This is a genomic window from Streptomyces sp. NPDC052107, from assembly GCF_040680215.1.
Taxonomy (GTDB): Bacteria; Actinomycetota; Actinomycetes; order Streptomycetales; family Streptomycetaceae; genus Streptomyces.
In genome coordinates, this window is record NZ_JBFAWG010000019.1 from 60,648 (window position 1) to 85,700 (window position 25,053).

At 70.9% G+C, this 25,053-nt stretch carries 27 protein-coding genes; 9 read left to right on the forward strand and 18 right to left on the reverse strand.

All coding sequences use genetic code 11. The annotated features are described in order from the left end of the window. Nucleotides 1-10: 10 nt before the first annotated feature. The 3 genes from AB0M27_RS22130 to betA all read right to left on the reverse strand — a co-directional run bounded on the left by AB0M27_RS22130 (nt 11) and on the right by betA (nt 4,130). Nucleotides 11-1,480 (reverse strand): aldehyde dehydrogenase family protein, encoded by a 1,470-nt coding sequence (locus AB0M27_RS22130; protein WP_365723568.1) that lies wholly within the window; start codon nt 1,478-1,480, stop codon nt 11-13. Nucleotides 1,481-1,619: 139 nt separating this feature from the next. Further along, nucleotides 1,620-2,456 (reverse strand): 5,10-methylenetetrahydrofolate reductase, encoded by an 837-nt coding sequence (locus AB0M27_RS22135; RefSeq protein WP_365723569.1) that lies wholly within the window; start codon nt 2,454-2,456, stop codon nt 1,620-1,622. A gap of 3 nt (nt 2,457-2,459) precedes the next feature. Continuing rightward, nucleotides 2,460-4,130: a choline dehydrogenase gene (gene betA, locus AB0M27_RS22140; RefSeq protein ID WP_365723570.1), complete on the reverse strand. Its 1,671-nt coding sequence runs from the start codon at nt 4,128-4,130 to the stop codon at nt 2,460-2,462. A gap of 150 nt (nt 4,131-4,280) precedes the next feature. On the opposite strand from betA, the gene AB0M27_RS22145 reads away from it, so the two are divergent. Then, complete coding sequence (locus AB0M27_RS22145; protein ID WP_365723571.1) at nt 4,281-5,078, forward strand: IclR family transcriptional regulator; 798 nt, start codon at nt 4,281-4,283, stop codon at nt 5,076-5,078. Nucleotides 5,079-5,167: 89 nt separating this feature from the next. On the opposite strand, the gene AB0M27_RS22150 is transcribed toward AB0M27_RS22145, so the two are convergent. From AB0M27_RS22150 to AB0M27_RS22190, 9 genes are all read right to left on the reverse strand, one after another. Next, nucleotides 5,168-6,301 carry an aromatic ring-hydroxylating dioxygenase subunit alpha gene (locus tag AB0M27_RS22150; RefSeq protein WP_365723572.1) on the reverse strand — a complete coding sequence of 378 codons (1,134 nt, stop codon included), beginning with the start codon at nt 6,299-6,301 and terminating at the stop codon, nt 5,168-5,170. Nucleotides 6,302-6,430: 129 nt separating this feature from the next. Beyond that, the gene (locus tag AB0M27_RS22155) at nt 6,431-7,594 is read right to left on the reverse strand and encodes an FAD-dependent oxidoreductase (protein WP_365723573.1); all 1,164 of its coding nucleotides are present in this window, start codon (nt 7,592-7,594) and stop codon (nt 6,431-6,433) included. After that, nucleotides 7,591-7,953 (reverse strand): bifunctional 3-phenylpropionate/cinnamic acid dioxygenase ferredoxin subunit, encoded by a 363-nt coding sequence (locus tag AB0M27_RS22160; protein WP_365723574.1) that lies wholly within the window; start codon nt 7,951-7,953, stop codon nt 7,591-7,593. The genes AB0M27_RS22155 and AB0M27_RS22160 overlap by 4 nt, the downstream gene beginning before the upstream one ends. Before the next feature lie 255 nt (nt 7,954-8,208). Then, nucleotides 8,209-8,841, reverse strand: a complete 633-nt coding sequence (locus AB0M27_RS22165) for an MBL fold metallo-hydrolase (protein ID WP_365723575.1) — start codon at nt 8,839-8,841, stop codon at nt 8,209-8,211. Next, nucleotides 8,841-9,926, reverse strand: coding sequence for an S-(hydroxymethyl)mycothiol dehydrogenase (locus tag AB0M27_RS22170; RefSeq protein ID WP_365723576.1), 1,086 nt, complete (start codon nt 9,924-9,926; stop codon nt 8,841-8,843). The genes AB0M27_RS22165 and AB0M27_RS22170 overlap by 1 nt, the downstream gene beginning before the upstream one ends. Nucleotides 9,927-10,136: 210 nt before the next feature. Then, the gene (locus AB0M27_RS22175; protein ID WP_365723577.1) at nt 10,137-10,562 is read right to left on the reverse strand and encodes a CBS domain-containing protein; all 426 of its coding nucleotides are present in this window, start codon (nt 10,560-10,562) and stop codon (nt 10,137-10,139) included. Between the two features lie 35 nt (nt 10,563-10,597). Then, nucleotides 10,598-10,900, reverse strand: coding sequence for a DUF5133 domain-containing protein (locus AB0M27_RS22180; RefSeq protein WP_365723579.1), 303 nt, complete (start codon nt 10,898-10,900; stop codon nt 10,598-10,600). A gap of 305 nt (nt 10,901-11,205) precedes the next feature. Continuing rightward, nucleotides 11,206-11,496 carry a hypothetical protein gene (locus AB0M27_RS22185; RefSeq protein WP_365723580.1) on the reverse strand — a complete coding sequence of 97 codons (291 nt, stop codon included), beginning with the start codon at nt 11,494-11,496 and terminating at the stop codon, nt 11,206-11,208. Nucleotides 11,497-11,583: 87 nt separating this feature from the next. Beyond that, nucleotides 11,584-12,708 (reverse strand): CapA family protein, encoded by a 1,125-nt coding sequence (locus AB0M27_RS22190; protein ID WP_365723581.1) that lies wholly within the window; start codon nt 12,706-12,708, stop codon nt 11,584-11,586. Nucleotides 12,709-12,962: 254 nt separating this feature from the next. On the opposite strand from AB0M27_RS22190, the gene AB0M27_RS22195 reads away from it, so the two are divergent. The 4 genes from AB0M27_RS22195 to AB0M27_RS22210 all read left to right on the forward strand — a co-directional run bounded on the left by AB0M27_RS22195 (nt 12,963) and on the right by AB0M27_RS22210 (nt 16,173). Further along, nucleotides 12,963-13,997 (forward strand): sphingomyelin phosphodiesterase, encoded by a 1,035-nt coding sequence (locus tag AB0M27_RS22195; protein ID WP_365723583.1) that lies wholly within the window; start codon nt 12,963-12,965, stop codon nt 13,995-13,997. A 274-nt stretch (nt 13,998-14,271) separates the two neighbouring features. After that, a complete protein-coding gene (locus tag AB0M27_RS22200) occupies nt 14,272-15,087 on the forward strand; it encodes an SAM-dependent methyltransferase (RefSeq protein ID WP_365723584.1) in 816 nt (271 codons plus the stop codon). 72 nt (nt 15,088-15,159) lie between these two features. Then, nucleotides 15,160-15,594, forward strand: coding sequence for a HEAT repeat domain-containing protein (locus AB0M27_RS22205; RefSeq protein WP_365723585.1), 435 nt, complete (start codon nt 15,160-15,162; stop codon nt 15,592-15,594). 66 nt (nt 15,595-15,660) lie between these two features. After that, on the forward strand, nt 15,661-16,173 hold the full coding sequence (locus AB0M27_RS22210) for a hypothetical protein (protein WP_365723586.1): 513 nt from the start codon (nt 15,661-15,663) through the stop codon (nt 16,171-16,173). Between the two features lie 38 nt (nt 16,174-16,211). Here the strand turns inward: AB0M27_RS22210 and AB0M27_RS22215 are convergent, their stop codons facing one another. The 5 genes from AB0M27_RS22215 to AB0M27_RS22235 all read right to left on the reverse strand — a co-directional run bounded on the left by AB0M27_RS22215 (nt 16,212) and on the right by AB0M27_RS22235 (nt 19,956). Then, the gene (locus AB0M27_RS22215) at nt 16,212-17,075 is read right to left on the reverse strand and encodes an LLM class flavin-dependent oxidoreductase (RefSeq protein WP_365723587.1); all 864 of its coding nucleotides are present in this window, start codon (nt 17,073-17,075) and stop codon (nt 16,212-16,214) included. A gap of 116 nt (nt 17,076-17,191) precedes the next feature. Beyond that, nucleotides 17,192-17,467 (reverse strand): hypothetical protein, encoded by a 276-nt coding sequence (locus AB0M27_RS22220; protein WP_365723588.1) that lies wholly within the window; start codon nt 17,465-17,467, stop codon nt 17,192-17,194. A gap of 58 nt (nt 17,468-17,525) precedes the next feature. Further along, the gene (locus AB0M27_RS22225) at nt 17,526-18,020 is read right to left on the reverse strand and encodes a CBS domain-containing protein (RefSeq protein WP_365723589.1); all 495 of its coding nucleotides are present in this window, start codon (nt 18,018-18,020) and stop codon (nt 17,526-17,528) included. 191 nt (nt 18,021-18,211) lie between these two features. Then, a complete protein-coding gene (locus AB0M27_RS22230; protein ID WP_365723590.1) occupies nt 18,212-19,117 on the reverse strand; it encodes a universal stress protein in 906 nt (301 codons plus the stop codon). A 209-nt stretch (nt 19,118-19,326) separates the two neighbouring features. Next, the gene (locus tag AB0M27_RS22235) at nt 19,327-19,956 is read right to left on the reverse strand and encodes a hypothetical protein (protein WP_365723591.1); all 630 of its coding nucleotides are present in this window, start codon (nt 19,954-19,956) and stop codon (nt 19,327-19,329) included. Between the two features lie 273 nt (nt 19,957-20,229). Here AB0M27_RS22235 and AB0M27_RS22240 point away from each other — a divergent pair, with 273 nt between their 5' ends. Continuing rightward, entirely contained in the window at nt 20,230-20,517 is a 288-nt protein-coding gene (locus AB0M27_RS22240) for a DUF1876 domain-containing protein (protein WP_365723592.1), read from the forward strand. 145 nt (nt 20,518-20,662) lie between these two features. Continuing rightward, the gene (locus tag AB0M27_RS22245; RefSeq protein WP_365723593.1) at nt 20,663-21,583 is read left to right on the forward strand and encodes a DUF1918 domain-containing protein; all 921 of its coding nucleotides are present in this window, start codon (nt 20,663-20,665) and stop codon (nt 21,581-21,583) included. A 69-nt stretch (nt 21,584-21,652) separates the two neighbouring features. Here the strand turns inward: AB0M27_RS22245 and AB0M27_RS22250 are convergent, their stop codons facing one another. Continuing rightward, nucleotides 21,653-22,330 (reverse strand): metalloregulator ArsR/SmtB family transcription factor, encoded by a 678-nt coding sequence (locus tag AB0M27_RS22250; protein ID WP_365723594.1) that lies wholly within the window; start codon nt 22,328-22,330, stop codon nt 21,653-21,655. Nucleotides 22,331-22,407: 77 nt separating this feature from the next. On the opposite strand from AB0M27_RS22250, the gene AB0M27_RS22255 reads away from it, so the two are divergent. Together AB0M27_RS22255 and AB0M27_RS22260 are read left to right on the forward strand one after the other, a co-directional pair. After that, a complete protein-coding gene (locus AB0M27_RS22255; RefSeq protein ID WP_365723595.1) occupies nt 22,408-23,778 on the forward strand; it encodes an MBL fold metallo-hydrolase in 1,371 nt (456 codons plus the stop codon). Continuing rightward, the gene (locus AB0M27_RS22260; RefSeq protein ID WP_365723596.1) at nt 23,775-25,037 is read left to right on the forward strand and encodes an MFS transporter; all 1,263 of its coding nucleotides are present in this window, start codon (nt 23,775-23,777) and stop codon (nt 25,035-25,037) included. Before AB0M27_RS22255 ends, AB0M27_RS22260 begins: the two co-directional genes overlap by 4 nt. Nucleotides 25,038-25,053 lie beyond the last annotated feature (16 nt).

Consider the following 25,053-nt stretch of genomic DNA (forward strand, 5'->3'; position numbering starts at 1 on the left):
CTTTCGGCGTTCAGCCGCGGAACCAGTGCTGCGGCCGGGGTTGGATGTTCTGCCAGACGTGCTTGGGCTCTCGGTACTCGTCGAGGCCGGTCGGTCCCAGCTCACGGCCCACGCCCGAGTGCCCGAAACCGCCCCATTCCGCTTGCGGCACATAGGGGTGGTAGTCGTTGATCCACACGGTGCCGTGGCGCAGCGCGCGGGCCACCCGCTGGGCCTTGCCGGCGTCCTGCGTCCAGACGGCCCCGGCGAGGCCGTACTCCGTGTCGTTGGCGATGCGGACGGCGTCGTCCTCGTCGTGGAAGCGCTCGACGGTGAGCACGGGTCCGAAGGACTCCTCGTGCACCACGCGCATGTCCTGCCGGCACTCGTCGAGGACGGTGGGCGGGTAGTAGAAGCCGCGTCCGAGCGCGGGGTCGTCGGGGCGTGCGCCGCCGCAGCGCAGTACGGCGCCCTCGGCCAGTCCCGCGGCGACGTACGCCTCGACCTTCTCGCGGTGCTGTGCGGAGATCAGCGGACCGGTCTCGGCGTCGGGGTCGAAGGGTCCGCCGAGGCGGATGAGCCGGGCCCGGCGTACGACCTCGTCGACGAAGGAGTCGTGGATCGAGTCCTCGACGATCAGGCGGGCACCGGCCGAACAGACCTGCCCGGAGTGCAGGAAGACGGCGGTGAGCGCGAAGTCGAGGGCGGTCTCGAAATCGGCGTCGGCGAAGACCACGTTCGGGTTCTTGCCGCCGAGTTCCAGCGCGACCTTCTTCACCGTCACCGCGGCGGTGGCCATGATGTGCCGCCCGGTCTGCAGACCTCCGGTGAACGACACCATGTCCACGGCCGGGTGCTCGGCGAGCGGCGCGCCCGCCTCGGCTCCGGCGCCCAGCACCAGATTGGCGGCGCCGGCCGGGAGTCCTGCCTCCTGAAGGGCCTTCATCAGCAGGACGGAGGTGGAGGGCGTCAGCTCGCTGGGCTTGAGGACGACGGTGTTGCCCGCGAGAAGAGCCGGGGCGACCTTCCAACTGGCCTGCAGCAGCGGATAGTTCCACGGTGTGATCAGTCCGCAGACTCCGACGGGCTCGTACGTGACCCGGCTCAACGCGTCGTCGCGTCCGGTGTCGACCACCCGTCCTGCGCTGGTGCCGGCGATGCCGCCGTAGTAGCGGAAGCAGGAGACGACGTCGGCGACGTCGTACTCGCTCTCGACCAGGCGCTTGCCGGTGTCGAGGGATTCGGCGCGGGCGAACTCCTTGGCGTCGCGCTCGATGATGTCGGCGGTGCGCAGCAGCAGCGCGCCGCGCTCACGTTCGGGGGTTCGGGGCCAGGGGCCCTCGTCGAAGGCGCGCCGGGCGGCGGCGATCGCCGCCTCGGTGTCGGGGCGGGTCGCCTCCGCGACCGTCGCGACCGGCGTGCCATCCGCCGGACAGCGGATCTCCCGGTGGCCGCCGGCCACCGCGCCGCGCCATTCTCCGTCCACATACAGATCTGCCACGGCCGCGCCCTTCGCATCAATTCGTTGCGCATTGTGCATTGAATTGCTTGTGGTGGAACACCCTGGCCGAATCGGCCGAGACCCGTCAAGGGGTCGGTGTATCTCGATTTGGCCGCCGCCGCGCCGCTCCCCGCGCGCGTCAGCCGCCCAGCCGGTCCAGTGCCGCACGGCGCCAGCGCTCCGTCTCGGCGATCTGGTTGAAGGTGAACAGGTGCAGGCCGGCCACCGCGGCCGCGGGCCCGGAGAACGCCTCCGCCGAGCGGCTGAGCAGCCGCTCGGGGGCGTATCCGCCGGGTGCCGCGAACCGCAGGAACCAGGAGGGGTGCCGGGTGAGAAAGCGCGTCGACTCCCCCACCCCGATCTTCGTCGCCATCGCCATCAGCTTCGCCCGCTGAACGGGCCCGGCGACGCCCACGTACACGGGCAGCGCGATGGCGCGGCGCCGGATCCTGGTGATCCAGTCGCCCAGCACGCGCGCATCGAAGCACAGGTTGCTGACGATGTACGTGGCGTGCGTCCGCTTGTCCCACATCGACTGGATGGTGATGTCGTCGTGGATGAGCGGATGGCTCTCCGGATAGCCGGTGATGCCCAGGTCGGCGAAGGGACTGCCCAGGTCGCTCAGCCCGCGCAGCACCGGCAGCGCTCCGTCGTACGGCCCGGCCGGCGGATCGGCGTCACCGGCCGGCACGAAGACGTCGTCGACACCTGTCGCGCGCAGCCGTTCGGCCACGTCCTTCAGGTGGGCGTCGTCCCGCAGCAGCCGTGCGGGCACATGCGGGACGACGCGGTAGCCGTGCGCCGCGAGCCGCTCGGTGAGGCCGAGCGTGGGCTCCAGCCCCTTGACCGGCGACGCCGTGACCGTGACCACGACGTCGCGGGGCACATGGGCGAGGACCTTCTCCTCGGTCGCCTTCGCCGGCAGCACCTCGTAGCGGACGCGGCCGAGCAGCGCGCGCAGGGCCTCGGCGCCCATGGCTCACCCGGCCTGATTCTGGGCGTCGCGGTGCCGGTAGTACGCGGCCTTGGAGGGCTCCAGCGGCTCCTTGCCGAGGATGAGGTCGGCCGCCTTCTCGGCGACCATCATCACCGGCGCGTAGATGTTGCCGTTGGTGACGTACGGCATCACCGAGGCGTCCACCACCCGCAGCCCGTCCAGCCCGTGCACCCGCATGGTCAGCGGTTCGACGACGGACATCTCGTCGGTGCCCATCTTGCAGGTGCAGGAGGGGTGCAGGGCGGTCTCGCCCTCCTTGGCGACCCAGGCGAGGATCTCCTCGTCGGTCTCGACGGAGGGTCCGGGCGAGATCTCGCCGTCGTTGTAGGGGGCGAGGGCGGGCTGGTCGAGGATCCTGCGGGCGACGCGGATCGCCTCGACCCACTCCCGGCGATCCTGCTCGGTGGAGAGGTAGTTGAAGCGCAGCGCGGGCTTGACCCGCGGATCCCTGCTCTTGATCTTCACCGATCCGATGGCGTCCGAGTACATGGGCCCGACGTGCACCTGGTACCCGTGGCCCCCGGACGGCGAGGAGCCGTCGTAGCGGACGGCGACCGGCAGGAAGTGGAACATCAGGTTGGGGTAGTCCACGTCCTCGTTGCTGCGGGCGAAGCCGCCCGCCTCGAAGTGGTTGGTGGCCGCGGGACCCTTGCGGAACAGCCACTGCAGTCCGATGAAGGGGGCGCGCCACTTCGCCATGTACGGCTGCATGGAGACGGGCTGCCTGCAGGCGTACTGGACGTACACCTCCAGGTGGTCCTGCATGTTCTCGCCGACGCCCGGCAGGTCGTGGACCACGTCGATGCCGAGGGCGGACAGTTCGGCGGCGTTGCCGACGCCGGAGAGCTGCAGCAGCTGCGGGGAGTTGATCGCACCGCCGCACAGGATGACCTCGCCGGCGCGGACCTGCTGGGGAGCGCCCTTGCCGCGCCGGTACTCGACGCCGACGGCCCGCTTGCCCTCGAAGAGCACCCGGGTGACGAGGGCACGTGTCTTCACCGTGAGGTTCGGCCGCTTCATCGCGGGCTTGAGGTAGGCCTTCGAGGCCGACAGCCGGCGCCCGCGGTGGACGTTGCGGTCGAACTTGGCGAATCCTTCCTGCCGGTAGCCGTTGACATCGTCCGTCGGCGCGTAGCCCGCCTCCTGGGTGGCCTTGAGGAAGGCGGTGAAGAGCGGGTTGGTCGCGGGGCCGCGTTCGAGGACGAGGGGGCCGTCATGGCCGCGGAACTCGTCGTCCGGGTCGGCCGCGAGACAGTTCTCCATCCGGCGGAAGTACGGCAGGCAGTGGGCGTAGTCCCAGGTCTCCATGCCGGGATCGGCCGCCCAGCGCTCGTAGTCCATGGGGTTGCCGCGCTGGAAGATCATGCCGTTGATGCTGCTGGAGCCGCCGAGCACCTTGCCGCGGGCGTGGTAGATGCGCCGGCCGCCCATGTGCGGCTCGGGCTCGGACTCGTACTTCCAGTCGTAGAAGCGGCTGCCGATGGGGTAGGTCAGCGCCGCGGGCATGTGGATGAAGACGTCCCAGGGGTAGTCGGAGCGGCCGGCCTCCAGGACGAGCACCCGGTTGCCGGGGTCGGCCGAGAGCCGGTTCGCCAGTGCGCTGCCGGCTGACCCACCGCCGACGATGACGAAGTCGTACTGCAAGGGAGCCATGGTGCCTCGTCTCGCTCGGGCCGTTGATGTGCGGGCATGCTAGTACGGGTATCGCTATACGCACCAGGTTGCGGAACGCGCAACTTGTAAGATCTTTGTTCACACCGCGTTGCTTGCATGTGTGTTGTTTACTGCGCGTATAGTTCCGCTATGAGCAACTACAGTCCGGATACCGAAACAAACGGATCACCGCCCGGCGGGGTGCAGTCCGTCGACCGCGCCATCAGCGTCCTGGAGATTCTGGCCCAGCGCGGCGAGGCGGGCGTGAGTGAGGTGGCCGCCGAGATCGATGTGCACAAGTCGACCGCGTTCCGGCTGCTCGGCGCCCTGGAGGCGCGCGGCCTCGTGGAGCAGTCGGGCGAGCGCGGAAAGTACCGGCTCGGCTTCGGCATCGTACGCCTGGCGGGCGCCATCACGGGACGCATCGACATCACCCAGCAGGGGCGTCCGGTGTGCGAGCGCCTGGCCGAGGAGATCGGCGAGACGGTCAACATCGCCGTGATGCAGGAGCGCTACGCGATCAACCTCTACCAGGTGCGCGGCCAGTCCGCCGTCACCGCCCACAACTGGGTCGGCCAGCTGACCCCGCTGCACGCCACCTCCAGCGGCAAGATCATGCTGGCCCACCTGCCCGCCAAGGAACGCGCCGCGCTGCTGACCGAGACCGGCCTGAAGAAGCTGACTCCGCACACGATCTCCGCGAAGGCGAAGCTGGAGAAGAACCTCGCCGAGGCCCGGGAGCGCGGATACGCCTGGACGCTGGAGGAGCTGGAGATCGGACTGCACGCCATGGCCGCTCCGATCCGCGACCGGGAGGGCCAGGTGATCGCGTCGATCAGCGCCTCCGGCCCCTCCTACCGGTTCACCGAGGAGCGCATGCACGAGCTGGCACCGGTGCTGGTAAAGGGCGCGGAGGAGATCAGCCACCGGATGGGGCACCTCGGCTGAGCGCACGGAGCACCACCGCCGTACGGCCCGCGTACGCCCCCCGCGCGGGCCACGGGCGCTCCTCCTGCACGGCACGTACCGCCTCCGCGTCACTCCGGCCGCAGCGTGCCGAGACGCTCGTTCACCCAGTCGTGGAAGGCACCGATGTGGTGCTCACTGGGCACCAGCACCCCGCCCTTGGCATACAGCCGTGAGCTCATCCCCGGCTGGGTGCGTTCGCAGGCGTCGAAGTCCTGGCGGTTGACCCGGTCGAAGAGCTCCACGGACCGGCTGACGTCCTTGTCGCTCTCCACGACGTGCGGGAGGTAGAGCCAGTCGCACTCGACGATCGTGCGGTCGACGGCCACCGGGTACATCCGGTGGAAGATCACGTGGTCGGGCACGAGGTTGATGAAGACCTGCGGCTTGACGGTGATCGCGTAGTACCGGCGGTCCTGCTCCTCGGACACTCCCGGAATGCGGTCCAGGCCCTCGGAGCCGTCGACGGTGAAGCCCTGGACGTCCGCGCCGAACTCGGCGCCGTGGCCGACGTAGGACTGGGCGGCGTAGCCGTCGGCGAACTCGGGCAGCACCTCGGTGAGTTCGGGGTGGATCGTGGCGCAGTGGTAGCACTCCATGAAGTTCTCGATGATGAGCTTCCAGTTCGCCTTGACGTCGTAGACGATCCGCCTGCCCACCGAGAGGCTCGCGATGTCGTAGCGCTCGATGGACTCCACGTCGCCGAGGCGTTCGACGACCGCGCCGACGACGTCCTCCTCGAAGGAGGGCGGGTTCTCCGCCAGGCAGACCCAGACATAGCCGAGCCACTCGCGGACGGCCACGCTCACCAGTCCGTACTCGGTGCGGCCGACATCGGGCATCTTGGTCAGGTTGGGCGCCGCGACGAGCTTGCCGTTCAGGTCGTAGGTCCAGGCGTGGTACGGGCACTGGAAGGCCCGCTTGACCTCGCCGGTCTCCTCGGTGCAGAGCTTGGCTCCGCGGTGCCGGCAGACGTTGAAGTAGGCGCGGATCGAGTTGTCCCGGGCCCGGGTGACGAGGATGCTCTCGCGGCCCACGTCCACGGTGCGGAAGGCACCGGGCCTGGCCAGGTCGGACGAGCGCGCGACGCAGAACCACATCGCTTCGAAGATGCGCTCCTGTTCCTGGGCGAAGATGCCGGGATCCGTGTAGGCGGAGCCGGGAAGAGTGGCGATCAGGCTGTCCGGCAGGCTGGTCGAGGTCACGGTGCACTCCTCGGGAGACGTCGTGGATCGGTGGGTCACGCGCCGGGAAGAGCAACTTCGGGCGGCGTTGTGTATGGAGCAACACTGCGTTTCATGTGCAACGCAGAATGGGTCGCCGCAGGGGTGGTGTCAAGATGCGGCGGAGGCGAACTGCTTGCGCCGGCGGGTGAACAGCCGCGGCTGGTTCATGCCGAGCACGGCGACCGGCCGATCGCCCCTGCGGTAAACGGCCAGAAAGCTGCGGTCGTCGGTCGAGCCCTCCTCGACCGTCACGCTGTCGGCCCCGGCGGCGTGGCCGACGAACTGGATCTTCACGCCGTACTGATCGGACCAGAAGTACGGCGGCCGGGGCGCACCCGGCCGCGTCGCACCGTGGGCGAGCAGCACGGCGACGGCGGCGTCCGGCCGTTCCAGCGCGCCGGTCCAGTGCTCGACCCTGCGGTGGGCCCCGGTGTGCGGGTCGTACCAGTTGGCGCAGTCGCCCACGGCGACCACCCCGGCGACACTCGTGCGGCCGTCGGCGCCGCACTTCACACCGTTGTCGAGTGCGACGCCGGAGCCCTCCAGCCACTCGACACAGGGGCGCGCCCCCACACCGACGACGACCGTGTCGGCGGGGATGCTGCGACCGTCCTCCAGCAGCACGGCGTCGACCCTGCGCTCCCCGCTCAGCCCCTTGACCCCGACCCCGCACAACAGCCGTACACCGTGGTCGGAGTGGAGAGCGGAGACGATCTTGCCCATGGCCTCGCCGAGCGGTCCGGCCAGCGGCGTCGGAGCCGCTTCGACCACGGTCACGTCGAGACCGAGGGCGTACGCCGTGGAGGCGACCTCGGCGCCGACGAAGCCGCCGCCGATCACCACCAGCCGTCCGCCCCGGGCCAGGTCGTCCCTCAGGGCGCGGGCGTCGTCGAGCGTGCGCAGCACGTGGACGCCGGCGAGACCCTCGGTGCCGGGCAGGGTGCGGGCGGCGGCGCCGGTCGCGATGACCACGCCGTCGGCGCGTATCTCCCGGCCGTCGGCGAGTCGGATCGCCCGCTCGGTGCGGTCGAGTCCGGTGGCGCGGGCGCCGAGCACCCACTCCGCCCGGAGTTCCTCGCCGTCCCTCTCCAGTGCCAGTTCCGCTTCGCCGATGGCACCGGCCAGGAACTCCTTGGACAACGGCGGCCTGTCGTACGGGCGGTGGAGCTCGTCGCCGACGACGACCAGCCGGCCGTCGTACCCCCGCTTCCGCAGCGAGCGCGCGGCCGACAGACCGGCCAGCGAGGCGCCCACCACGGCGACGGTCCTCACGCGAGGCCCCCGGCCAGGCGGGCGGCGACGCACGGCGGCAGATTGGGCGCCTCGGTGGACAGCCGCACGTAGACCGTGCCGTCCTCGACGACGACCTCGTGGGTACGGACCGGGAGCTTGGCCGGCGGCGCGTCCACGGCTCCGGTCCTCAGGTCGAACTTGGAGGCGTGCAGGGGACATTCGACCTCACAGCCCTCCAGCCAGCCGTCTGCGAGCGACGCGTCCTGGTGGGTGCAGGTGTCGTCGATGGCGAAGAGCTCGCCGTCGTCGGTGTGGAACACCGAGACCGGCGGGTCGATGTCGAGCCGGTGGGCCTCGCCTCGCGGCAGATCCGCGAGTCGGCACGCGGGAATCATCATGACACCTCGGTGCGTATAGCGAAACGGATTGCAATTAGCGCAACGTCAGTCTGCTGGCCGCCCTGAAGGCTTGTCAAGGCATCGCAAGGGCCCTTCGCGCGGTGTCCGGCGACCGGTTTCCGGGCATGCCGGAGCGACCTCGAAAGCGCAGGTCAGCAGGAGGATCAGGGTGGCGAGCAGGTGCGACGACGGCCCTGCCGCCGGTGCCGTCCACGTCGGTTGGCCACCGGGGCAGGGCCGCTGTTCGCCGAGCGGTCAGAAGCCGCGCTCTATCCACTCCTGAAGATGCGGCGCCTCAGCGCCGATGGTCGTGGTGTCACCGTGACCGGTGTGCACGACGGTGTCGTCCGGCAGGTCGAGGAGGCGTTGCCTGATCGACCGGATGATGGTCGGGAAGTCGCTGTACGACCGTCCCGTGGCCCCCGGCCCGCCGGCGAACAGCGTGTCGCCGCTGAACAGCGCGGACAGGTGCGGGGCGTACAGACAGACGGCGCCCGGGGCATGTCCCGGGGTGTGCAGTACGGCCAGCTCGACTCCGGCGACGGTGAGGCGCTGGCCGTCGGTGAGCTCGCCGTCGGGCGCCCGGTCGGGATGGGTCTGTTTCCACAGCGGCAGATCGTCGGCGTGCAGCAGGACCGGGGCGCCGGTCCGGGCGGCGAGGTCGGGTGCGGCGTCGATGTGGTCGTTGTGCGCGTGGGTGCACACGATCGCCCGCAGGGTCCGACCGCCGAGGGCCCGGACGATGGCATCGGCGTCATGGGCGGCATCGATCACGACCGCCTCGGTGTCGTCGCCCACGATCCACACGTTGTTGTCGACGTCCCAGGTGCCGCCGTCCAGCGAGAACGTCCCCGACGTGACGAGACGTTCGATGCGGGCGCCCGCCATCACAGGAGCACCACCGAACGCAGCACGTCGCCGCCGTGCATCCGCTCGAAGGCCTTCTCGACCTCGTCCAGCGCGATGGTCTCGGTGACGAAGGCGTCCAGGTCGAGGCGGCCCTGCAGATAGAGGTCGATGAGCATCGGGAAGTCACGGGAGGGCAGACAGTCGCCGTACCAGGACGACTTGAGGGCACCGCCGCGGCCGAAGACGTCCAGCAGGGGCAGTTCGAGCTTCATCTCGGGGGTGGGGACGCCGACGAGGACGACGGTGCCGGCGAGGTCGCGGGCGTAGAAGGCCTGCCGGTACGTCTCCGGGCGGCCGACGGCCTCGATGACGACGTCGGCGCCGAAGCCGCCGGTCAGCTCGCGCACCGCGTCGACCGCGTCGGCCTCCTTGGAGTTGACCGTGTGGGTGGCGCCCAGCTTCCTGGCGGTGTCCAGCTTGCGGTCGTCGATGTCCACGGCGATGATCCTCGCCGCGCCCGCCAGCTTCGATCCGACGACCGCCGCGGCACCCACACCGCCGCACCCGATGACGGCGACGGTGTCCCCGCGGCCGACGTTCCCCGTGTTGATGGCCGCGCCGATGCCGGCCATCACGCCGCAGCCGAGCAGCCCGGCGGCAGCGGGCGAGGCGGCCCGGTCGACCTTGGTGCACTGGCCGGCCGCGACGAGGGTCTTCTCGGCGAACGCGCCGATACCCAGCGCCGGCGAGAGCTCCGTACCGTCGGTCAGGGTCATCTTCTGCTTCGCGTTGTGCGTGTTGAAGCAGTACCAGGGCCGCCCGCGCAGACAGGCCCGGCACTGCCCGCACACGGCACGCCAGTTGAGGATCACGAAGTCACCGGGAGCCACGTCCGTGACCCCCGCACCGACCGCCTCGACCACACCGGCGGCCTCGTGCCCCAGCAGGAAGGGGAAGTCGTCGCTGATACCGCCCTCGCGGTAGTGCAGATCGGTGTGGCAGACCCCGCAGGCCTCGATCTTGACCAGCGCCTCGCTGGGGCCGGGGTCGGGAACGACGATGGTTTCCAGACTGACAGGGGCGCCCTTGCTCCGCGCGACGACACCACGGACCTGCTGAGACATGGCCACTCCTCGGCTCACAGAGATCGAGGTGTTGCCTATTACGGCACACCTCTCACGTTTCGCAACACAGCATCGCGGAGGCCGAAGCAGCGGTCAAGGATCCGTCAGCGTCAAAGGTTTCGCCGACGACTCGGCCGGCCGGCTCCTGGGGACAGGAGTCGGCGCTCGCGGCCGAATCGCCGGCGATGGGGTGTTGAGTCTCTTACGTGATCAGGCGGGGGCGTACACCCGGTGGACGAACTCCACGAGTTGGTCGTCGGCGAGATTCCTGGCGATGTCGGTCTCGCTGATCATCCCGACCATGCGCTTGTTCTCGACCACCGGGAGGCGCTTGATCTGGTGGCCCTCCATCTCCTGCAGGGCCTCCCTGATGTCGGCAGCGGCATCGATCCAGCGCGGTGTGCCCTCGCACAGGTCACCGCACGTCATCCGCGCGGGGTCGCGACCTGCGGCGATGCACTTCACCACGATGTCGCGGTCGGTGATGATGCCGCACATGCGGTCACCGTTGTCGGGGTCGCTGACCGGAAGCGCACCCAACTTGTGGTCCCGCATCATCTGCGCGGCCCGGTCCAGCGTCTCGTGCCGGGGTATCCACTGGGCGCCCGGGCTCATGATGTCCTTGGCAGTCGTCATCGCTCGTCCCTTCACGGCTGTGCCCGTGCGAGCAGTCAGCCCGCACGGGAGTCCTGGGTCGTCGGAGTGGAGCGACGCGACCGCCGGCCGACGGAGGCCGCCCGTATCCGCCCGTTCCGCTCCCTCAGGTAAGTGACCAGGTCGGTGCACAGGTAGCGTCGGGCGGCGTCGGCCGCCTCCCGCGGGTTGCGCTCGCCCATCAGCACGCACAGCGTGTAGCCCGAGTCCTCGAAGGCGGCACGCGACGCGAGATCGGCGGGTGCCGCGACTGTGGCGCGCTCGCACACCCGGTAGCGTCGCAGCAGGCGGCGTACTTCGGATTTCGCCGGTAGCAGCATGGTGAGTTCACCATCCCAGGGGCTCGGCGGACTTCCGGTGATGGCGCCGATGCCGCGGCGCACGAACACATGCATTGCCCGAACAAGGCCTTCAGCCATCGTGCCCGAGGCACGTGGCGCTGTCTTGTTGGCCTTTCAATCGGCGCCGGATGCACCGTAGAAGGCTATGGAACCTCGGTGCGACCCCGCAGAGGGCCACGGAAGCCTCGGTGGGACCTGCGCGGAGGGACATGGAAGCCTCGGCGCGACCCGCGCCGCTGAATCCCCCGGCAGTCAGGCCCGCGCCCCCGGTCCTGCCGGCCCGGTCATCCTGCCCAGCGTGGTGTCCTGCTCCTGCGCCCACAGGGAACGCGGTGGCGGCGGTGACGGTGGCGGCGGGTGCCACCCGCGGCCATCATCGCCAGACCCAGGCAGAAGATGAGCGCCGGCGCGAGACCCGAGCTGAACAGCGCGAGGCCGTTCATCGTGGCGATGTCGTGGTCGAGGACGGAAACGGTGTACTCGGGCCCGCCGGACAGGTTGCCGACGATCGCCAGGGCCGTGAAGGCACCCGTGCCCGCGAGCAGGAGCAGTCCGAGGAACAGCATCCGAGTCATCTCCTCAGGAAACGTCTGCCCACGTCGGGTACCCGCGACTCTCCGGATCACCCTCGCTGCACCGCGTGACGTCCGGTGCCCTGTGCATCAACGGCCCCCGCCCGTAAGCCCCTCCGCGACACTGAGCGTGCCGTCGGCCTCCGTGCCGATGTGCAGGCCGTGACAGATCCGGTCGAGGGTCGAGCGCAGCCATGAGCGGTCCTGGTCCCCGGCGGGCTCCAGCCGCATACGCCGCGCCTGCCAGGGGACCATCCGCATGCAGGTCGGGCGCCCGGTGTCCGCCTCCACCGAGACGAAGTAGCCGAGCCGGAGGTCGTCGCGGTACTCCTCGTAGCCGGAGATGCCCTCGTAGTCGTCGATGAAGTCGCCGCAGCCGTAGAGGATCAACCGGTCCCGGTACACCTCGACGGGGCGGGGGTGGTGCGAGGAGTGCCCGTGGACGATGTCGACGCCTCCGTCGACCAGGGCGCGGGCGAAACGGGTCTGCTCGCGGGGGACGAGGTAGCCCCAGTTGGAGCCCCAGTGCACCGACACGACCACGGTGTCACCCGGCCGCTTGTCCCGCCGCACCCGCTGGACGGCCGCCTCGGCCGCCGCCGCTGACGGCTCGCGGGCGTAGGCGACGCCGGAACGGTCCGTGGTCGCGGCCCAGTCGGGCGGGATGCCGCTGGACAGTGTCCCCAGGGCGAAGACCAGGACGCGGCGGCCGGGACCGACAGGGACGGCCGCGGGCGCGTAGGCCTCGTCGGCGTCGCGCCCCGCGCCCACGGCCCGCAGGCCCGCACCGGCGAGTGAGTCCAGGGTTTCCTCCAGGCCCGGCCGGCCGAAGTCCAGCACGTGGTTGTTGGCCAGGACGCACACATCGGGCCGGGCCACCGTCAGGGCGGGCAGGTTGGCCGGGTGCATCCGGTAGTGCACCGCCTTGCCCGGCCAGAACGCGTCGCTGCGCGTGACCGACGTCTCCAGATTCACGATCCGGGCGTCCGGCGCGACCTCCTCCAGCAGCCGCAGCGCCTCGCCCCACGGCCAGGCGGGATGAACCGGTGCGGGGATCGGACCGCTGGCCGCCTCGACCAGTTCCACGTACGTCCGGGCATCCGTGACATAACCCTCGCGCAGCACCGGGTCTCCGGGGTGCGGGAGGATCTGGTCGACGCCGCGTCCGAGCATCACGTCACCGCACAGAAACAGCGTCACCACGCCGCCGCCCATACACCCACCCTAGGCGGCGTCTCCCTGCCATGGTCCGCCCAGCGCCCGTGTGAACAGGCGGGCCATGAACACAAGGCGCTGACCGGTGGGACTCACTCCGCATGGGATGAACTTGTCCAGACATCTTTTCTCCATGAGGTGATCGGACGAAGTTCCCTCAGCCGTAGCGGCAAGCACCCTAGAGTCACGCTGTCATGTACGCGACCGAACAATCGGTCGCGGCCCGGGGACTACCCACCTCACCAGGAGAGCGCATGGTCTCGCGTCGTACAGCTACCGCCCTCACCTCCGCAGCGGCAGCTCTGCTGCTCGGCTTCAGCAGCTACGCGGCCCCCACCGCGAGCGCGGGCACTGGCACCGGCCTCTCGGTGTTCGCGTGGAACGTCGACCTCGGCACCGCGATCGTCGACAGCACCCAGAACGAGAAGGCGGCGCAACGCACCCCGACCATCGAGTCGATCATCCGCAAGCACAGCGCGGACGTGGTGGTGCTGGACGAGGACTTCAACAACAGCTCGACCGCCGACATCATCGGCAAGCTCGCCGATCTCTACCCGTACCACACCCTCGTCGTCGGCCAGACCTGTTCCGGCGGCGGCTGGACGGGCATCAGCGGCGACTGTTCCAACTCGTGGTTCGTCATCAACGGCGGCACCATGATCCTCTCCAAGTATCCGATCACCGCCGATTACGCCCACGTCTTCAGCAACTCCACCTACGGCACCTGGGACTACCACGCCAACAAGGGCGCGGCGCTGGTGCAGATCGAGAAGGACGGTGTGAGGAGCTGGGTGGTCGGCACCCACCTGCAGGCCGACGAGTCCGACACCTCCACGGACACCACACAGTCCACCCGGCTCGCGCAGCTCGGCGAGATCCGCACCTGGGTGGACGGCATCGTCGGCTCGACGGCGCCGGTGCTGATCGGCGGAGACCTGAACGTGGAGTACTACGGCGGCCGGGCGCGCGGTGACTACGCAGGCGCCCAGACCGCGGTGAACGGCGTGCTCGGCACCCCGGCCACCGACTCCGGCCAGACCCTGAGGACCATGGACTGCCCGGTCTCCGCCTGGTGCCAGTACATGTCCGGCATCGAGTCCTTCCCGAAGGACTACCGGGACGACCTCGACTACATCGGCTATCTCAACGCGCCGGGCCGCCCGACGCCGGCCGCGATGTCCACCGTCAAGGTCGACTTCGACCCCCAGTCCGGCTGGACCACGGGCCAGATCGACACCAACGCTCCCAGCGACCACTACCCGGTCGAGGCGACGTTCCAGCTCGGCTGACACCGCACGAGCCCGACCGGCCGGACAGCGGAGAGCTCCCGGGACACCATGTCCCGGGGGGTCCCTCTTGCACCTGGACAAGGTGAGAGCGAGTCTGCCGGCCGGGAAGGTACACGCCGGCGGCGAAGACCGTACAGGAACGGTCGGGCAACCCCACGGCACCGTCCGGCAGGGAGTAACCCGAACTCATAGGCGAAAGGCGAGCGTTCGGACGTAGGTTGTGCGGTGAGTGATCCACGCCTTGACACGCCTTCACGAAAGACGGACACGACTCATGACCGACCCCGCGACGACGCCCGAGACGGCGATGGGCCAGAAGATCGACACGTCGGTGCCGCACTCCGCCCGTATCTGGAACTACTGGCTCGGCGGCAAGGACAACTACCCCGTCGACGAGGAGGCCGGCGACGCGTACACCGCGGTCTTCCCCGGCATCGTCACCATCGCCCGCAGCAGCCGTGCCTTCCTGCGCCGCAACATCACCTATCTGGTCCACGAGGCGGGCATCCGGCAGTTCCTGGACGTCGGCACCGGACTGCCGACCGCCGAGAACACCCATGAGGTCGCCCAACGGCTCGCCCCCGAGGCCCGGATCGTCTACGTCGACAACGACCCGATGGTCCTGGCGCACGCCCGCGCCCTGCTCTACTCCTCCGCCGAGGGCGCGACCGCCTACATCGACGCCGACGTGACCGCCCCGGAACGGATCCTCGAAGCCGCCGCCGGGACACTGGACTTCGGCCGCCCCGTCGCGCTGATCCTCAGCAACATCCTGGGACACGTCGCCGACTACGATCAGGCCCGCTCCATCGCGAACCGGCTGATGGACGCCCTGCCGTCGGGCAGTTACCTCTCCGTCAACGACGGCTCACGCGGCATCGACCCGGTCTTCGAGCAGGCCCAGGACGCCTACAACGACAGTGGCGCCGTCCCGTACAACCTGCGTACCGTCGACCAGATCACCGCCTTCTTCGACGGCTTGGAACTCATCGAGCCCGGCGTCGTCTCGGTCACGCAGTGGCGTCCGGAGCCCGGTTCGCCCACCCCGGAGGTCATCGCCGAGCACGGCGGGCTCGCCCGGAAGCCGTAGCCGAAACAACATGCCGGTGTCAGAGCCTTGTTGGGCAGTCCGTGGCATGCCAGGCCACGGACTGTCACCGAGGTGCTGGTCGGTCTCTCCGAACACCCCGGCCCGCGGGCCGACGCGGCACTCCTGGCCTACGTCGGCCATCCCGACCCCCGGCCACGACGCGCGGTGGCCTCCGGTTTCGCGTCGGGGCCGCTGGGCTTCCCCGCCGCCGTCCGGAAGGCGTTGGTGGACCTCATGGCCGATCCGGACGCAGAGGTGCGCGAGTCCGCCTGCCGCACGGTCGCCGAGGGCAGGGACCGCGATCCCGTCCTCGCCGACGCCATGGCGGCCCTGCTGGACGACCCGGTGCGCCGCGTCCGGGTGGCCGCCGTGTACGGCCTCGCCCGGCACGACGACGAGCGGTGCGTGGAAGGGGCACGCCGCCTTCCTCCGGCTCCACCCGGCACACCGGACGCGTACGACCTCTTCGAGGTGGGTCGGTACGAGGCACGCCGCGACAGCCGCTGACACTTCCCGCACCAGACCCCAACTCGCCGCCGTCCACGGCTCTGGGCGGTCCAGACGGCCGTCACCGTGTTCGCCGACACGATCGACGAGCCCGGCGCCTCGGGACTCGTCTACGCCGAGTTCGGCATCGGCAGTGCTCTGGCCGGCGCCGCCTGTGCCTGGCTCCCGCAGCGGTTCTCCCTGCGCGCCCGGTACGTGTCATTCGCCGCGGTGCTCTGCACCGGCATGCTGGCACTGTTCGTCGGCGCCCGGCTCGTGTCCGTGCCCGTGGGCATCGCGCCGGCGAGTTTCACCGTCGCGCCCTGCATGATCAGCCTCTACGCCCTGACCGAACGGCTCGCCCCCGCTGAACGCGCCGCGATCGCCATGACCGTCCTGTGCGCCGGCGGCCCCCTCGGGACGGCCGCCGGACAGGCCGCGTCGGGAAGCCTCGCGGAGACTCACGGCGTCACAGGACCTCTCCTGGTGGCTCTCGTCGTCGCGTCCTGCGCGCTGCTGCTGGCGGTTTCGGCCTTCCTCGCCGATCGGGGACGCAACGTCTGGATCACCGACCTCGTGCCTCGGGCGCGGCGACGATGAAGTCCGTTCATGCAAGGAGGCGGGGCAGGGGTGGCTGTTCAGAACAGTGGCGGGCCCGCCTCGATGCGGCGCAGCACCGGTGTCAGACGGTCCAGGTCGGGGCCGGTCTGCACCTGTCGCTCGTCCCACCAGGTGGCGCCGGCGTCGTACAGCGGACCGATCACGTCCCTGGCCTTGGCCGGATCCGGGGGCGTGGCACCGCCGAGCACGAACTCGAAGGGGTGCTCGGGTCCGGCCGTACGCTGCTTGCGCACATAGCCGACCAGTTCCCGTACCTCCGCCGCATCCGGCACATGCCCGTGCCGGGCCGTCTCGAAGAGCGGCACCGCGCCGTCCCACCGGGCCGCTCGGCGCATGGGCGGGCGGCGCGGCCAGAACCCGCCGATCCACACCGGCGGACCGGGCCGCTGCACGGTGGCGGGCACCAGCGTCACGTCCCGCACCTCGTAGTGCGGGCCGTGGTGGTTCACCGGCTCGCCGGACCAGAACCGCCGCAACAGCTGCAGTCCCTCGTCCAGCCGCTCGGCGAGGAGGCGCGGATCGGTGGTGTCGCCGAAGCTGCCGTATTCGTCCTCGACCGGGCCTCCCAGGCCCGCGGCGAAGATCACCCGGCCGCCGCTGAGGTGATCCAAGGTCGCCACCTGGCGGGCGAGTTGCTGCGGACGGTAGCGCGGGACCGGCGTCAGCAGGGTGCCCAGCCGGATCCGGGAGGTCGCCAGCGCGGCGGCGGTCAGCAGCATCCAGGGGTCCCCGAAGGGACGACCCTGGTGCTGCCGGTGCAGCACGTGATCCCAGACGAACAGTCCGTCCCAGCCCGCCTCTTCGGCGGCAGCGGCCACGGTCGCGACGTTACGGGGATCGGCGAAGTCGCCGAAGTTGGGGATGTTGACGGAAAAGCGCATCCCAGCAGGATGCGCACCCGGGGGCGGAGGGGCAACCGCATTTACGTCCGGGCGACTCGGGGACCGGGCGGCTCGGCGTACGGCAGCGGCACGCCGAGCAAGTCATCTGCATGTGCTCAGAGTTGAGGGACGGTGGAGCCGCCGCCCGCCTTGACCGCCTCCACCGCGGCCTGATGCAGTTGCCGGCTGTGCACCTCGGAACGGCAGGGCACGGGGCTTCCGGTGAGGGTGAACCATTCGGAGGTGCCCGTGTACTGGACCGCCACGTCGGCCTCGTTGCCGTCCCAGGTGGTGTGGACGGTCAGGTCGCCGACGACGATCCCCGCCTCGTTGGTTCGTGCGCCACCCCGGCCGGTGAAGACCCCGGGAGTGGTCCATGATGCCCAGACCATGACGTCAGCCTTCCTTTCTGAGTGAGCGGGCCCATGAGCGGCCCGGTGAGCGGAACCGCTACGGAATGGGGATTCCGCGTGCCTGTGGTGCGTGGCGAGGCGGCAGCCCGTCCAGGGTGGCCCGTGCGGGACTCCGGCTGACCGTCTCGGCGCGGGTGCGCAGGCCCGCGGCCTCGGCCACGTAGTCCCGGGCCGTGAGCAGGCCGACCAGCCGTCCGCGTGGATCCGTGACCGGCAGGGCGTCGAGGTGTTCCTCGGTCATCACGGCCGCCGCTCGGAGAATCGATTCCTCGGGGTGGACCGTGACGGTCCGGCGGGCGTGCACGAGCTCACGCACCGTGCGCCGGGACAGCGTCGCAGCCGCGGCTGCGCAGGCCACTGCGAGTTCGGTGCGGTCCAGGACACCGGCGCAGCAGCCGTCCCCACGGACCACCGGGAGCTGACGCTGCCCGGACCTCTCCATGACCTCCCAGGCCATCAGCACGCTCTCGTCCTCACCGATCGAGTACGGGGCGGCATCCATCAGACTCCGCACCGCGAGTCGCTCGTCCACGGTTGCCTCCTCGTACCGGGCGTCCGGCCCCGGTCATGCCTCTCGGGCGGCGCAGGTGTGGCGCCCGGTGCTCTTTCAAGCTCGCCGGACATGCCGTCCCTGTCATGGGGCCGCATGGCCCTTCCACGGGCCATTGGCCCCAGCCGCCTCCTCGCCGGTGCCTTCAGGGTCCTCCTTCTCGCAGTGGCGGGTCAGCTGTGTGCGACGACCGCGACGGGGGCGGTGATGTGGTGGATGGCGGCGTGCGTGACATGCCCGATGCGGTCACCGAACAAGCCGGTGCGGATGCGCCGGCCGACGACGGCCAGCGAGGCGTCGCGGGACTCCTCTACGACATTCTGTGCGGCACTGCCGCACCGGCTCGACTCGATCACCTCGACGTCCGGGAACTTCTGCCGCCAGGGTCGCAGCACCTTGCTCAGCAGCTCGGCCTGTCCCCGCGCGAGCGAGTCGTAGAGCTCGACGTCGCCGGCGAAGCGGTAGAAGGAGGTCGGTGGCTCGGGCCAGCTGTGGACGGCCCGCAGGGGGGCTTTCCGGCGTACGGCGGCCTCGAAGGCGAACTCCAGCAGGGTGTCGTCCGGATCATCGATGTCGAGACCGAGCACGACGGGCCGGAAGGGCGCCGCGGCGGACGGCACGCCCGCGGGATCCGTCCTGTGCTCGTCCGCGGCCTGCTCGGCCGCCCGTACCAGCACCACCGGACGCTCGGCGCGGGCCACGACGGCCAGACTCACCGAGCCGGCCAGGAACCCGCCGACCCCACCGAGGCCCCGTGAGCCCAGCACCAGCAGTTCGGCGGGCCCCGCCGCTTCGCAGAGGATGTCGGCCACGGTTCCGGTGAGCTGCTCGGTCACCACCGTGAGGCCGGGGTGACGCGCCCGGATGCCCTCCGCGGCTTCCTGCACCGTCTGCTCGGCCCAGTGCCGGTAGGCCTCGGGGTCCAGCAGCGGGTTCTGGGCCAGGCGCCTGGGCACCGGCTCCCTGACGTACACGATCTTCAGCTGCAGGCCGCGCAGCAGCGCCTCGCGCGCCGCCCACTCGGCCGCCGCCCTGCTCTCGGGTGAGCCGTCGATGCCTGCCGTGACGGTTCCGGACATGGTCTCCGCCTCTCCTGACCGACCTCCTTCAGCACCGCGGACGGCACCGGAGGCCTCGCCGGCCTTTCAGGCCACGGTCGCAGCATTTCCGGTGCGGCCGCGCGTCGACAGAGCCATGCGGCCAGTCACGCTGGGCCGATCGGTCCCTTGGCCACAGCCGGGCGGGCGCTGACACCCCGGGGCTGCCGGGGAGGGCGGATCCACGACGATCAGCACGTTCGGTGGGGTGTGGACAGGACGTACGTACGGCCCTCACGGCCCCACTCCCCGTAATCGGGGGTCAGACCGGCGTCCATGGCCCGGAGGCAGGGGCGGCCGATGTGCGCGTAGACCAGGCGTCCGACCCGGTTCCGGGCCGCTTCGCCGCCGACGTCCCGTACGGGGGCGTGCCCGCCCACCCCGCCGCGGAAGCGGATGGGGCGGTCCCAGCACGAGGCCTCGGCGAACATCAGGTCCACGTCTGTGGCCCAGGCCGGGAAGGTCCAGAACTCCGGTGCCCACACCACCGCCCCCGGCTCTCCCTCGATGCGGTAACCGCAGGTGGGATGGGAGGTGTGCGCGACCGGCAGCGCACGGATGCGCAGCTCGCCGAAGTCCGCGTCCGTCATGCGCGGCACCAGGCCGCGCTCGGCGGCGAGACGCCGCAGGGCGGAACGCAGTTCGGCGTGCTCGTCGGTCACGAGCCAGGCGTCCAGCCGGCCCTCGGGCGGCTCGGCGCCGGGCCCGCCGTCGAACGCGACGCGATGGCGGCCGTAGGCGACCAGCAGGCCGGCCGGGGCGAAACGCGGGGACGCCATGGCGCCCACGCCCAGCAGCGTGAGCCGGAACCGACGCGGCATACCCGTCACCTCCCGGGAAGGTGCCCGTTCATCGTCTCAGGCGGGCGGCGGCCGTGAACCCGAGCGACGCAGCCGGCCCGAGCGGGCGTCCGGTCGGTCTCACAAGGCCGGACGTCGGTCTGCCGGGGCCGGACGTCGGTCTCCCAGGGACGTTCGGCCCTGGGCCCGAGGGCCACCACCGGACGATGGTGGGACGGAGAGGGGAAACCGACCAGCGGCTCGCCGGAGGCCGGACGATGTGCCAGTCGTCGGGCCGAGACGAGGAGGAACGTCATGTCGCACACGACGCAGTGGCAGGTCCGCCTCCACCTCTTCGAGGACGACGACGGAACGACGAAGGCACATGTGGTGCTGCACACCGGCACCACCGCTCTCTCCGCCGACGGAAGAGCGCGCTGCCATCCGGCGGACGCGAACGTGCCGGAGATCGGCGACGAACTGGCGGCGGGGCGGGCCATGGTCGACCTCGCCCATCAGCTGCTCAGCGCCGCCGAACGCGACATGCAGGGAGTGGAGGCGCCCCGGCAGAGCACCCGTCAGCCCTCTGCACGGCCCGTGTGAACCTGTGCTGCGCAGCAGGGCCCCGGAGTCTCTGGGGGCACGGGGCTCGCGCCCCGTGCGGCGATGTGTCCCGCGTGGCACGTTGGTTGATGTGTCCCGCGTGGCACGTTGGTTAGAGCACGATTCTGAGGAGAGGGCGGCGATCATGCGAGCTCACCTCGGCGACCAGCTCATCGTGGAAAGTCCGGCGACAGGTGCCACCAGGCGCGACGGCGAGATCGTCGGACTCCGCCACGAGGACGGAACACCTCCCTACGAGGTGCGCTGGTCGGACACGGACGAAGTGACCCTTGTGTTCCCGGGACCCGACGCACACATCCGTCCTCTGCACCGCGAGCAGGCCGCGCCCACGCACGGGCCACGGCAGGACACGGGTGAAGCGACCACCGTGCCCCCCGCCGCCCCACCGCGAGGAGCTGCCGACCCCGGGGACGTCGGACGGCGCGTGGCCCGCGAACGCCAGAGGCAGGGCCTCAGCCGCGAGGAGACGGCCGGCCGCGCCAGGATGTCGCCCGACTATCTGGCGTACCTCGAGGAACGGCCCGCCGACCCGACCCTGACGACGCTCGTCAGACTGGCCGACGCACTGGGCACCACGGTCGCCGCACTGCGCGGCGGAGGCATCGATCTTCCACCCGGTCAGGGCTACGCACTGATCCATCCAGAGCTGCGCGACCTCTCCCCGGAGGAATGCCGCACGCTGCTCTCCGCGTACGGCGTGGGACGCGTCTCGGTGACTACGTCCGACGGCCGCCCGGCCGTCATACCGGTCAACTACGACGTCGTCGACGACGCCATCGTCTACCGGACCGCGCCCGATTCCGTGGCCGCCTCGGCCGCCGAACAGGAGGTCGCCTTCGAGGTCGATCACCTGGACGATGCTCTTGGCCAGGGCTGGAGCGTCCTCGCCGTCGGGCCGGCGACCGTCGTGACGGACCCGGACACCGTCCGGAGCCTCACCCGGCAGGCCCACACCCCGCCATTCGCCGGTGGTGAGCGCGAGATGTGGGTGTCGATCCGGCCCACGAGCCTCACGGGCCGCCGGATCGTTCCGGCCAAGCGGTAGACGCCGTCGGCCGCAGGCCGGTACGACCGGCGGCGGCGCCCACCTGGGAGCCATCGCCGATCGCCTCGCTCACGTCGGCTCGGCCGCGGCCACGGGCATCTCGGCCAGGCGCCATTCGAGCATGCCGTCGTCGAGGCGGATGGCCCGTCGCCCGCGGCCGGTGAGGAGCCGGACCGCGTCGTAGGCGAGGACGCAGTACTCGCCACGGCAGTAGACGACGATCTCGGTGTCCTCGGGCAACTCGTTGATGCGGTCAGCCAGTTCGCCGACCGGGATGGAGATCGCGCCGGGGATGTGCCCGGCCCGGTACTCCTCCACCGGCCGCACATCGAGCGCCACCACATCCCCCGCTGCCACACGGGCGTGGAGTTCCTCGCGGCTGACCTCCACGGCGCCGTCGTCACCGAGGTAGGCGTCGCGGGCGGCCGGCACGGCGGCCTGGTGTTTCTCGGCGACCTTGCGCAGCAGCGCGAACAGCCGGGCCACGTCGTCGCCGGCGAGCCGGTAGTGGATGCGTACGCCCTCCCGGCGGGTGGCGACGAATCCGGCCTGCTTGAGCGTCTGCAGGTGCGCCGACGCGGTCGTCAGGTTGAGCCCGGCCGCTTTCGCGAGGGCGTCGACGGTGCGCTCGCCCTGGGCCAGCAGATCGAGCAGTTCCAGACGTTTTCCGCTGGCCAGCGCCTTGCCGCTGGCCGCGAACGCGTCGTAGAGCTCCGCCTTCGAACCGGTTGCCGTGGTCTCCTCCATGCGCATCCTCCATAAATCCATGGAATATCGTAGAGGATGCAGGGGTGACAGGAGTACCGGATGTTGGAGGGACGGCCATGGGCTTCGCAGAGGACCATCTGATTCCGCTGGTGGACGAGGGACTGGGCAACAGCGCCTACCTCGTCGACCTGGGCGACGGCCGTGCCCTGGCCGTCGACGCGAGCCGCGATCTGCGGGCCCTGCACGCAGCCGCCGACCGGCGCGGGCTGCGCGTCGCGTTCGCGGCCGACACCCATCTGCACGCCGACTTCCTCTCCGGTGCCGTCCAGCTCGGACACGACCACGGCGCCGCCGTGCTCGCTTCCGCCGCCGGCCGCCGCGCCTTCCCGCACCAGGGCCTCGCGGACGGCGACGAGGTCGACCTGGGCGGCCTGACGCTGCAGGCCGTGGCCACCCCCGGGCACACCGACGAGCACCTGTCCTTCCTGCTGCTGGACGGCGGCCGCCCGCTCGGGGTGTTCACCGGCGGCTCGCTGATCGTGAACTCCGCAGCGCGCACCGACCTGCTCGGCGCCGGACGCACCGAGGAGCTGGCCCGCGCGCAGTACCGCTCCCTGCGGCGGCTGACCCGGCTGCCGGACGAGACCGCGGTGTGGCCCACCCACGGAGCCGGCTCGTTCTGCTCGGCCCCGCCCGGGACCGAACGCACCACCACCATCGGCGCCGAGAAGCGGGCCAACCCGCTGCTCGCCGCGCCCGACGAGAACACCTTCGTGTCCCGGCTGATCGCGAGCCTCGGCAGCTACCCCGCCTACTTCGAGCGGCTCGCCGAGCTCAACCGGCGCGGCCCCGCCGTCCTGACCGCCACACCGACGCTCCCCGCCCTGGACACCGAGCAGGTGCGCGCGCTGTTCGCCGACGGCGGCCATGTGGTCGACGTCCGTCCCGCTGCCCGGTACGCCGCCGCCCACATACCGGGGTCTATCTCCATCCCGCTGCGTGGCACGTTCGCCACCTGGCTGGGCTGGCTGCTGCCCGGAGGGGATCCCATCGCCTTCGTCACCGAAGAGGACCAGGACCTGTCGGAGATCGTCTGGCAGGCGTACAAGATCGGTTACGAGCGGCTCGCCGGCCTTCTCTCCGGAGGCATGACCGCCTGGCAGATGGCCGGCCTCCCCACCTCGGCCACCGCGTTCGTCACCCCCGACCAGGCGCCGGCCGCCCCGTACCTCGACGTCCGGCAGACGGCCGAGTACACCGCCGGACACGTCCCCGGCGCCGTCCACCTCGAACTCGGTGCCCTCGCCGCCCACGCCGCCGAGGTCCCCGGGGGCGCGGTCGTGGCCTGCGGGCACGGGGAGCGGGCCATGACCGCCGCCAGTGTCCTGGAGCGCGCCGGCCACACCGACCTGACCGTACTGAACGGCAGCCCCCGAGACTACGCCGCCGCCCACGGCCACCGGCTCACCGTGGGCGCCGCCCGGTGAGCGCGACCATCGACTCCGAGGCCACGCCTGTTCGGCTGGGACTGCGCGAGAACTGGGTGCAGTTCACGCTCCTCGTCATCGTGAACGTCTGCGTGGGCGGCCTCGTCGGCCTGGAACGCACGACCGTCCCGCTCATCGGCGCCCGCACCTTCGGCCTGACCAATGACCTGGCCGTCTTCTCCTTCATCATCGCCTTCGGCCTCACCAAGGCCCTCACCAACCTCGCCGCGGGCGCGCTGACGGCCCGCTTCCGCCGCAAGCAGCTGCTGGTGACGGGCTGGCTCATCGGCATCCCCGTGCCGTTCGCCCTCGCCTGGGCACCGTCCTGGGGGTGGATCGTCGCCGCGAACGTACTGCTCGGCCTCAACCAGGGCCTGACCTGGTCGATGACGGTCAACATGAAGATCGACCTGGTCGGACCCGCCCGGCGCGGACTGGCCACCGGCCTGAACGAGGCGGCCGGCTACACCGCCGTCGGCACCACCGCCCTGGTCACCGGCTATCTCGCCACCGCGTACGGCCTGCGTCCGGTTCCGGAACTCATCGGTGTGGTCTTCGTCGCCGCCGGGCTCGGCCTCGCCCTGGTCGTGCGGGACACCGCCGCGCACGTCGCCCTCGAACTCGCCCAGCACACCAGGCCCCTGCCGTCCGGCGAGAGCACCGCCCTGGCCGCCACCTTCGCCCGGACCTCCTGGCACCACCGTTCCCTGCGCGGCGCCAGCCAGGCCGGCCTGGTCAACAACCTCAACGACGGCCTGACCTGGGGCGTCTTCCCCCTGCTCTTCACCGACCACGGTCTCGGCCTCGCCGCGGTCGGCCTCATCAAGGGCCTGTACCCCATCCTCTGGGGCCTCGGCCAGATCCCCACCGGCCACCTCTCCGACCGGGTCGGCCGCAAACCGCTCATCGTCGTCGGCATGCTGACCCAGGCCGCCGGATTCGTCGTGGCCCTCGTCCTGTTGGACACCCCGCTCCTGGCGGGCGTCCTCTCGGCCGTCGCGCTCGGGCTCGGCACCGCCATGGTCTACCCGGCCCTGATCGCCTCGGTCTCCGACCACGCGCACCCCGCGTGGCGGACGGGCGCACTGGGCACCTACCGGTTCTGGCGCGACATCGGCTACGCGGTGGGCGCCCTCGTCGCGGGCATCCTCGCCGACGCCCTCGGCCTGAACGCCACCGTCGTCGCCGCCGCCGCGCTCACCGCCGGCTCCGGCCTGCTCGCCGCCCGCTGGATCAGCGAACACGACACCGACCGCTGACGCGGCACACGGTGTG

Excerpts from the sequence above, each read along its gene's own strand:
- AB0M27_RS22235 (WP_365723591.1), bottom strand. The coding sequence starts at position 19,956 with ATGCCGCGTCGGTTCCGGCTCACGCTGCTGGGCGTGGGCGCCATGGCG.
- AB0M27_RS22200 (WP_365723584.1), top strand. The coding sequence starts at position 14,272 with ATGACCGACCCCGCGACGACGCCCGAGACGGCGATGGGCCAGAAGATC.
- AB0M27_RS22240 (WP_365723592.1), top strand. The coding sequence starts at position 20,230 with ATGTCGCACACGACGCAGTGGCAGGTCCGCCTCCACCTCTTCGAGGAC.
- AB0M27_RS22245 (WP_365723593.1), top strand. The coding sequence starts at position 20,663 with ATGCGAGCTCACCTCGGCGACCAGCTCATCGTGGAAAGTCCGGCGACA.
- AB0M27_RS22190 (WP_365723581.1), bottom strand. The coding sequence starts at position 12,708 with ATGGGCGGCGGCGTGGTGACGCTGTTTCTGTGCGGTGACGTGATGCTC.
- AB0M27_RS22175 (WP_365723577.1), bottom strand. The coding sequence starts at position 10,562 with ATGACGACTGCCAAGGACATCATGAGCCCGGGCGCCCAGTGGATACCC.
- AB0M27_RS22135 (WP_365723569.1), bottom strand. The coding sequence starts at position 2,456 with ATGGGCGCCGAGGCCCTGCGCGCGCTGCTCGGCCGCGTCCGCTACGAG.
- AB0M27_RS22165 (WP_365723575.1), bottom strand. The coding sequence starts at position 8,841 with ATGGCGGGCGCCCGCATCGAACGTCTCGTCACGTCGGGGACGTTCTCG.
- AB0M27_RS22185 (WP_365723580.1), bottom strand. The coding sequence starts at position 11,496 with ATGACTCGGATGCTGTTCCTCGGACTGCTCCTGCTCGCGGGCACGGGT.
- AB0M27_RS22230 (WP_365723590.1), bottom strand. The coding sequence starts at position 19,117 with ATGTCCGGAACCGTCACGGCAGGCATCGACGGCTCACCCGAGAGCAGG.
- AB0M27_RS22255 (WP_365723595.1), top strand. The coding sequence starts at position 22,408 with ATGGGCTTCGCAGAGGACCATCTGATTCCGCTGGTGGACGAGGGACTG.
- AB0M27_RS22220 (WP_365723588.1), bottom strand. The coding sequence starts at position 17,467 with ATGGTCTGGGCATCATGGACCACTCCCGGGGTCTTCACCGGCCGGGGT.
- AB0M27_RS22160 (WP_365723574.1), bottom strand. The coding sequence starts at position 7,953 with ATGATGATTCCCGCGTGCCGACTCGCGGATCTGCCGCGAGGCGAGGCC.
- AB0M27_RS22145 (WP_365723571.1), top strand. The coding sequence starts at position 4,281 with ATGAGCAACTACAGTCCGGATACCGAAACAAACGGATCACCGCCCGGC.
- AB0M27_RS22180 (WP_365723579.1), bottom strand. The coding sequence starts at position 10,900 with ATGCTGCTACCGGCGAAATCCGAAGTACGCCGCCTGCTGCGACGCTAC.
- betA (WP_365723570.1), bottom strand. The coding sequence starts at position 4,130 with ATGGCTCCCTTGCAGTACGACTTCGTCATCGTCGGCGGTGGGTCAGCC.
- AB0M27_RS22250 (WP_365723594.1), bottom strand. The coding sequence starts at position 22,330 with ATGGAGGAGACCACGGCAACCGGTTCGAAGGCGGAGCTCTACGACGCG.
- AB0M27_RS22195 (WP_365723583.1), top strand. The coding sequence starts at position 12,963 with ATGGTCTCGCGTCGTACAGCTACCGCCCTCACCTCCGCAGCGGCAGCT.
- AB0M27_RS22215 (WP_365723587.1), bottom strand. The coding sequence starts at position 17,075 with ATGCGCTTTTCCGTCAACATCCCCAACTTCGGCGACTTCGCCGATCCC.
- AB0M27_RS22170 (WP_365723576.1), bottom strand. The coding sequence starts at position 9,926 with ATGTCTCAGCAGGTCCGTGGTGTCGTCGCGCGGAGCAAGGGCGCCCCT.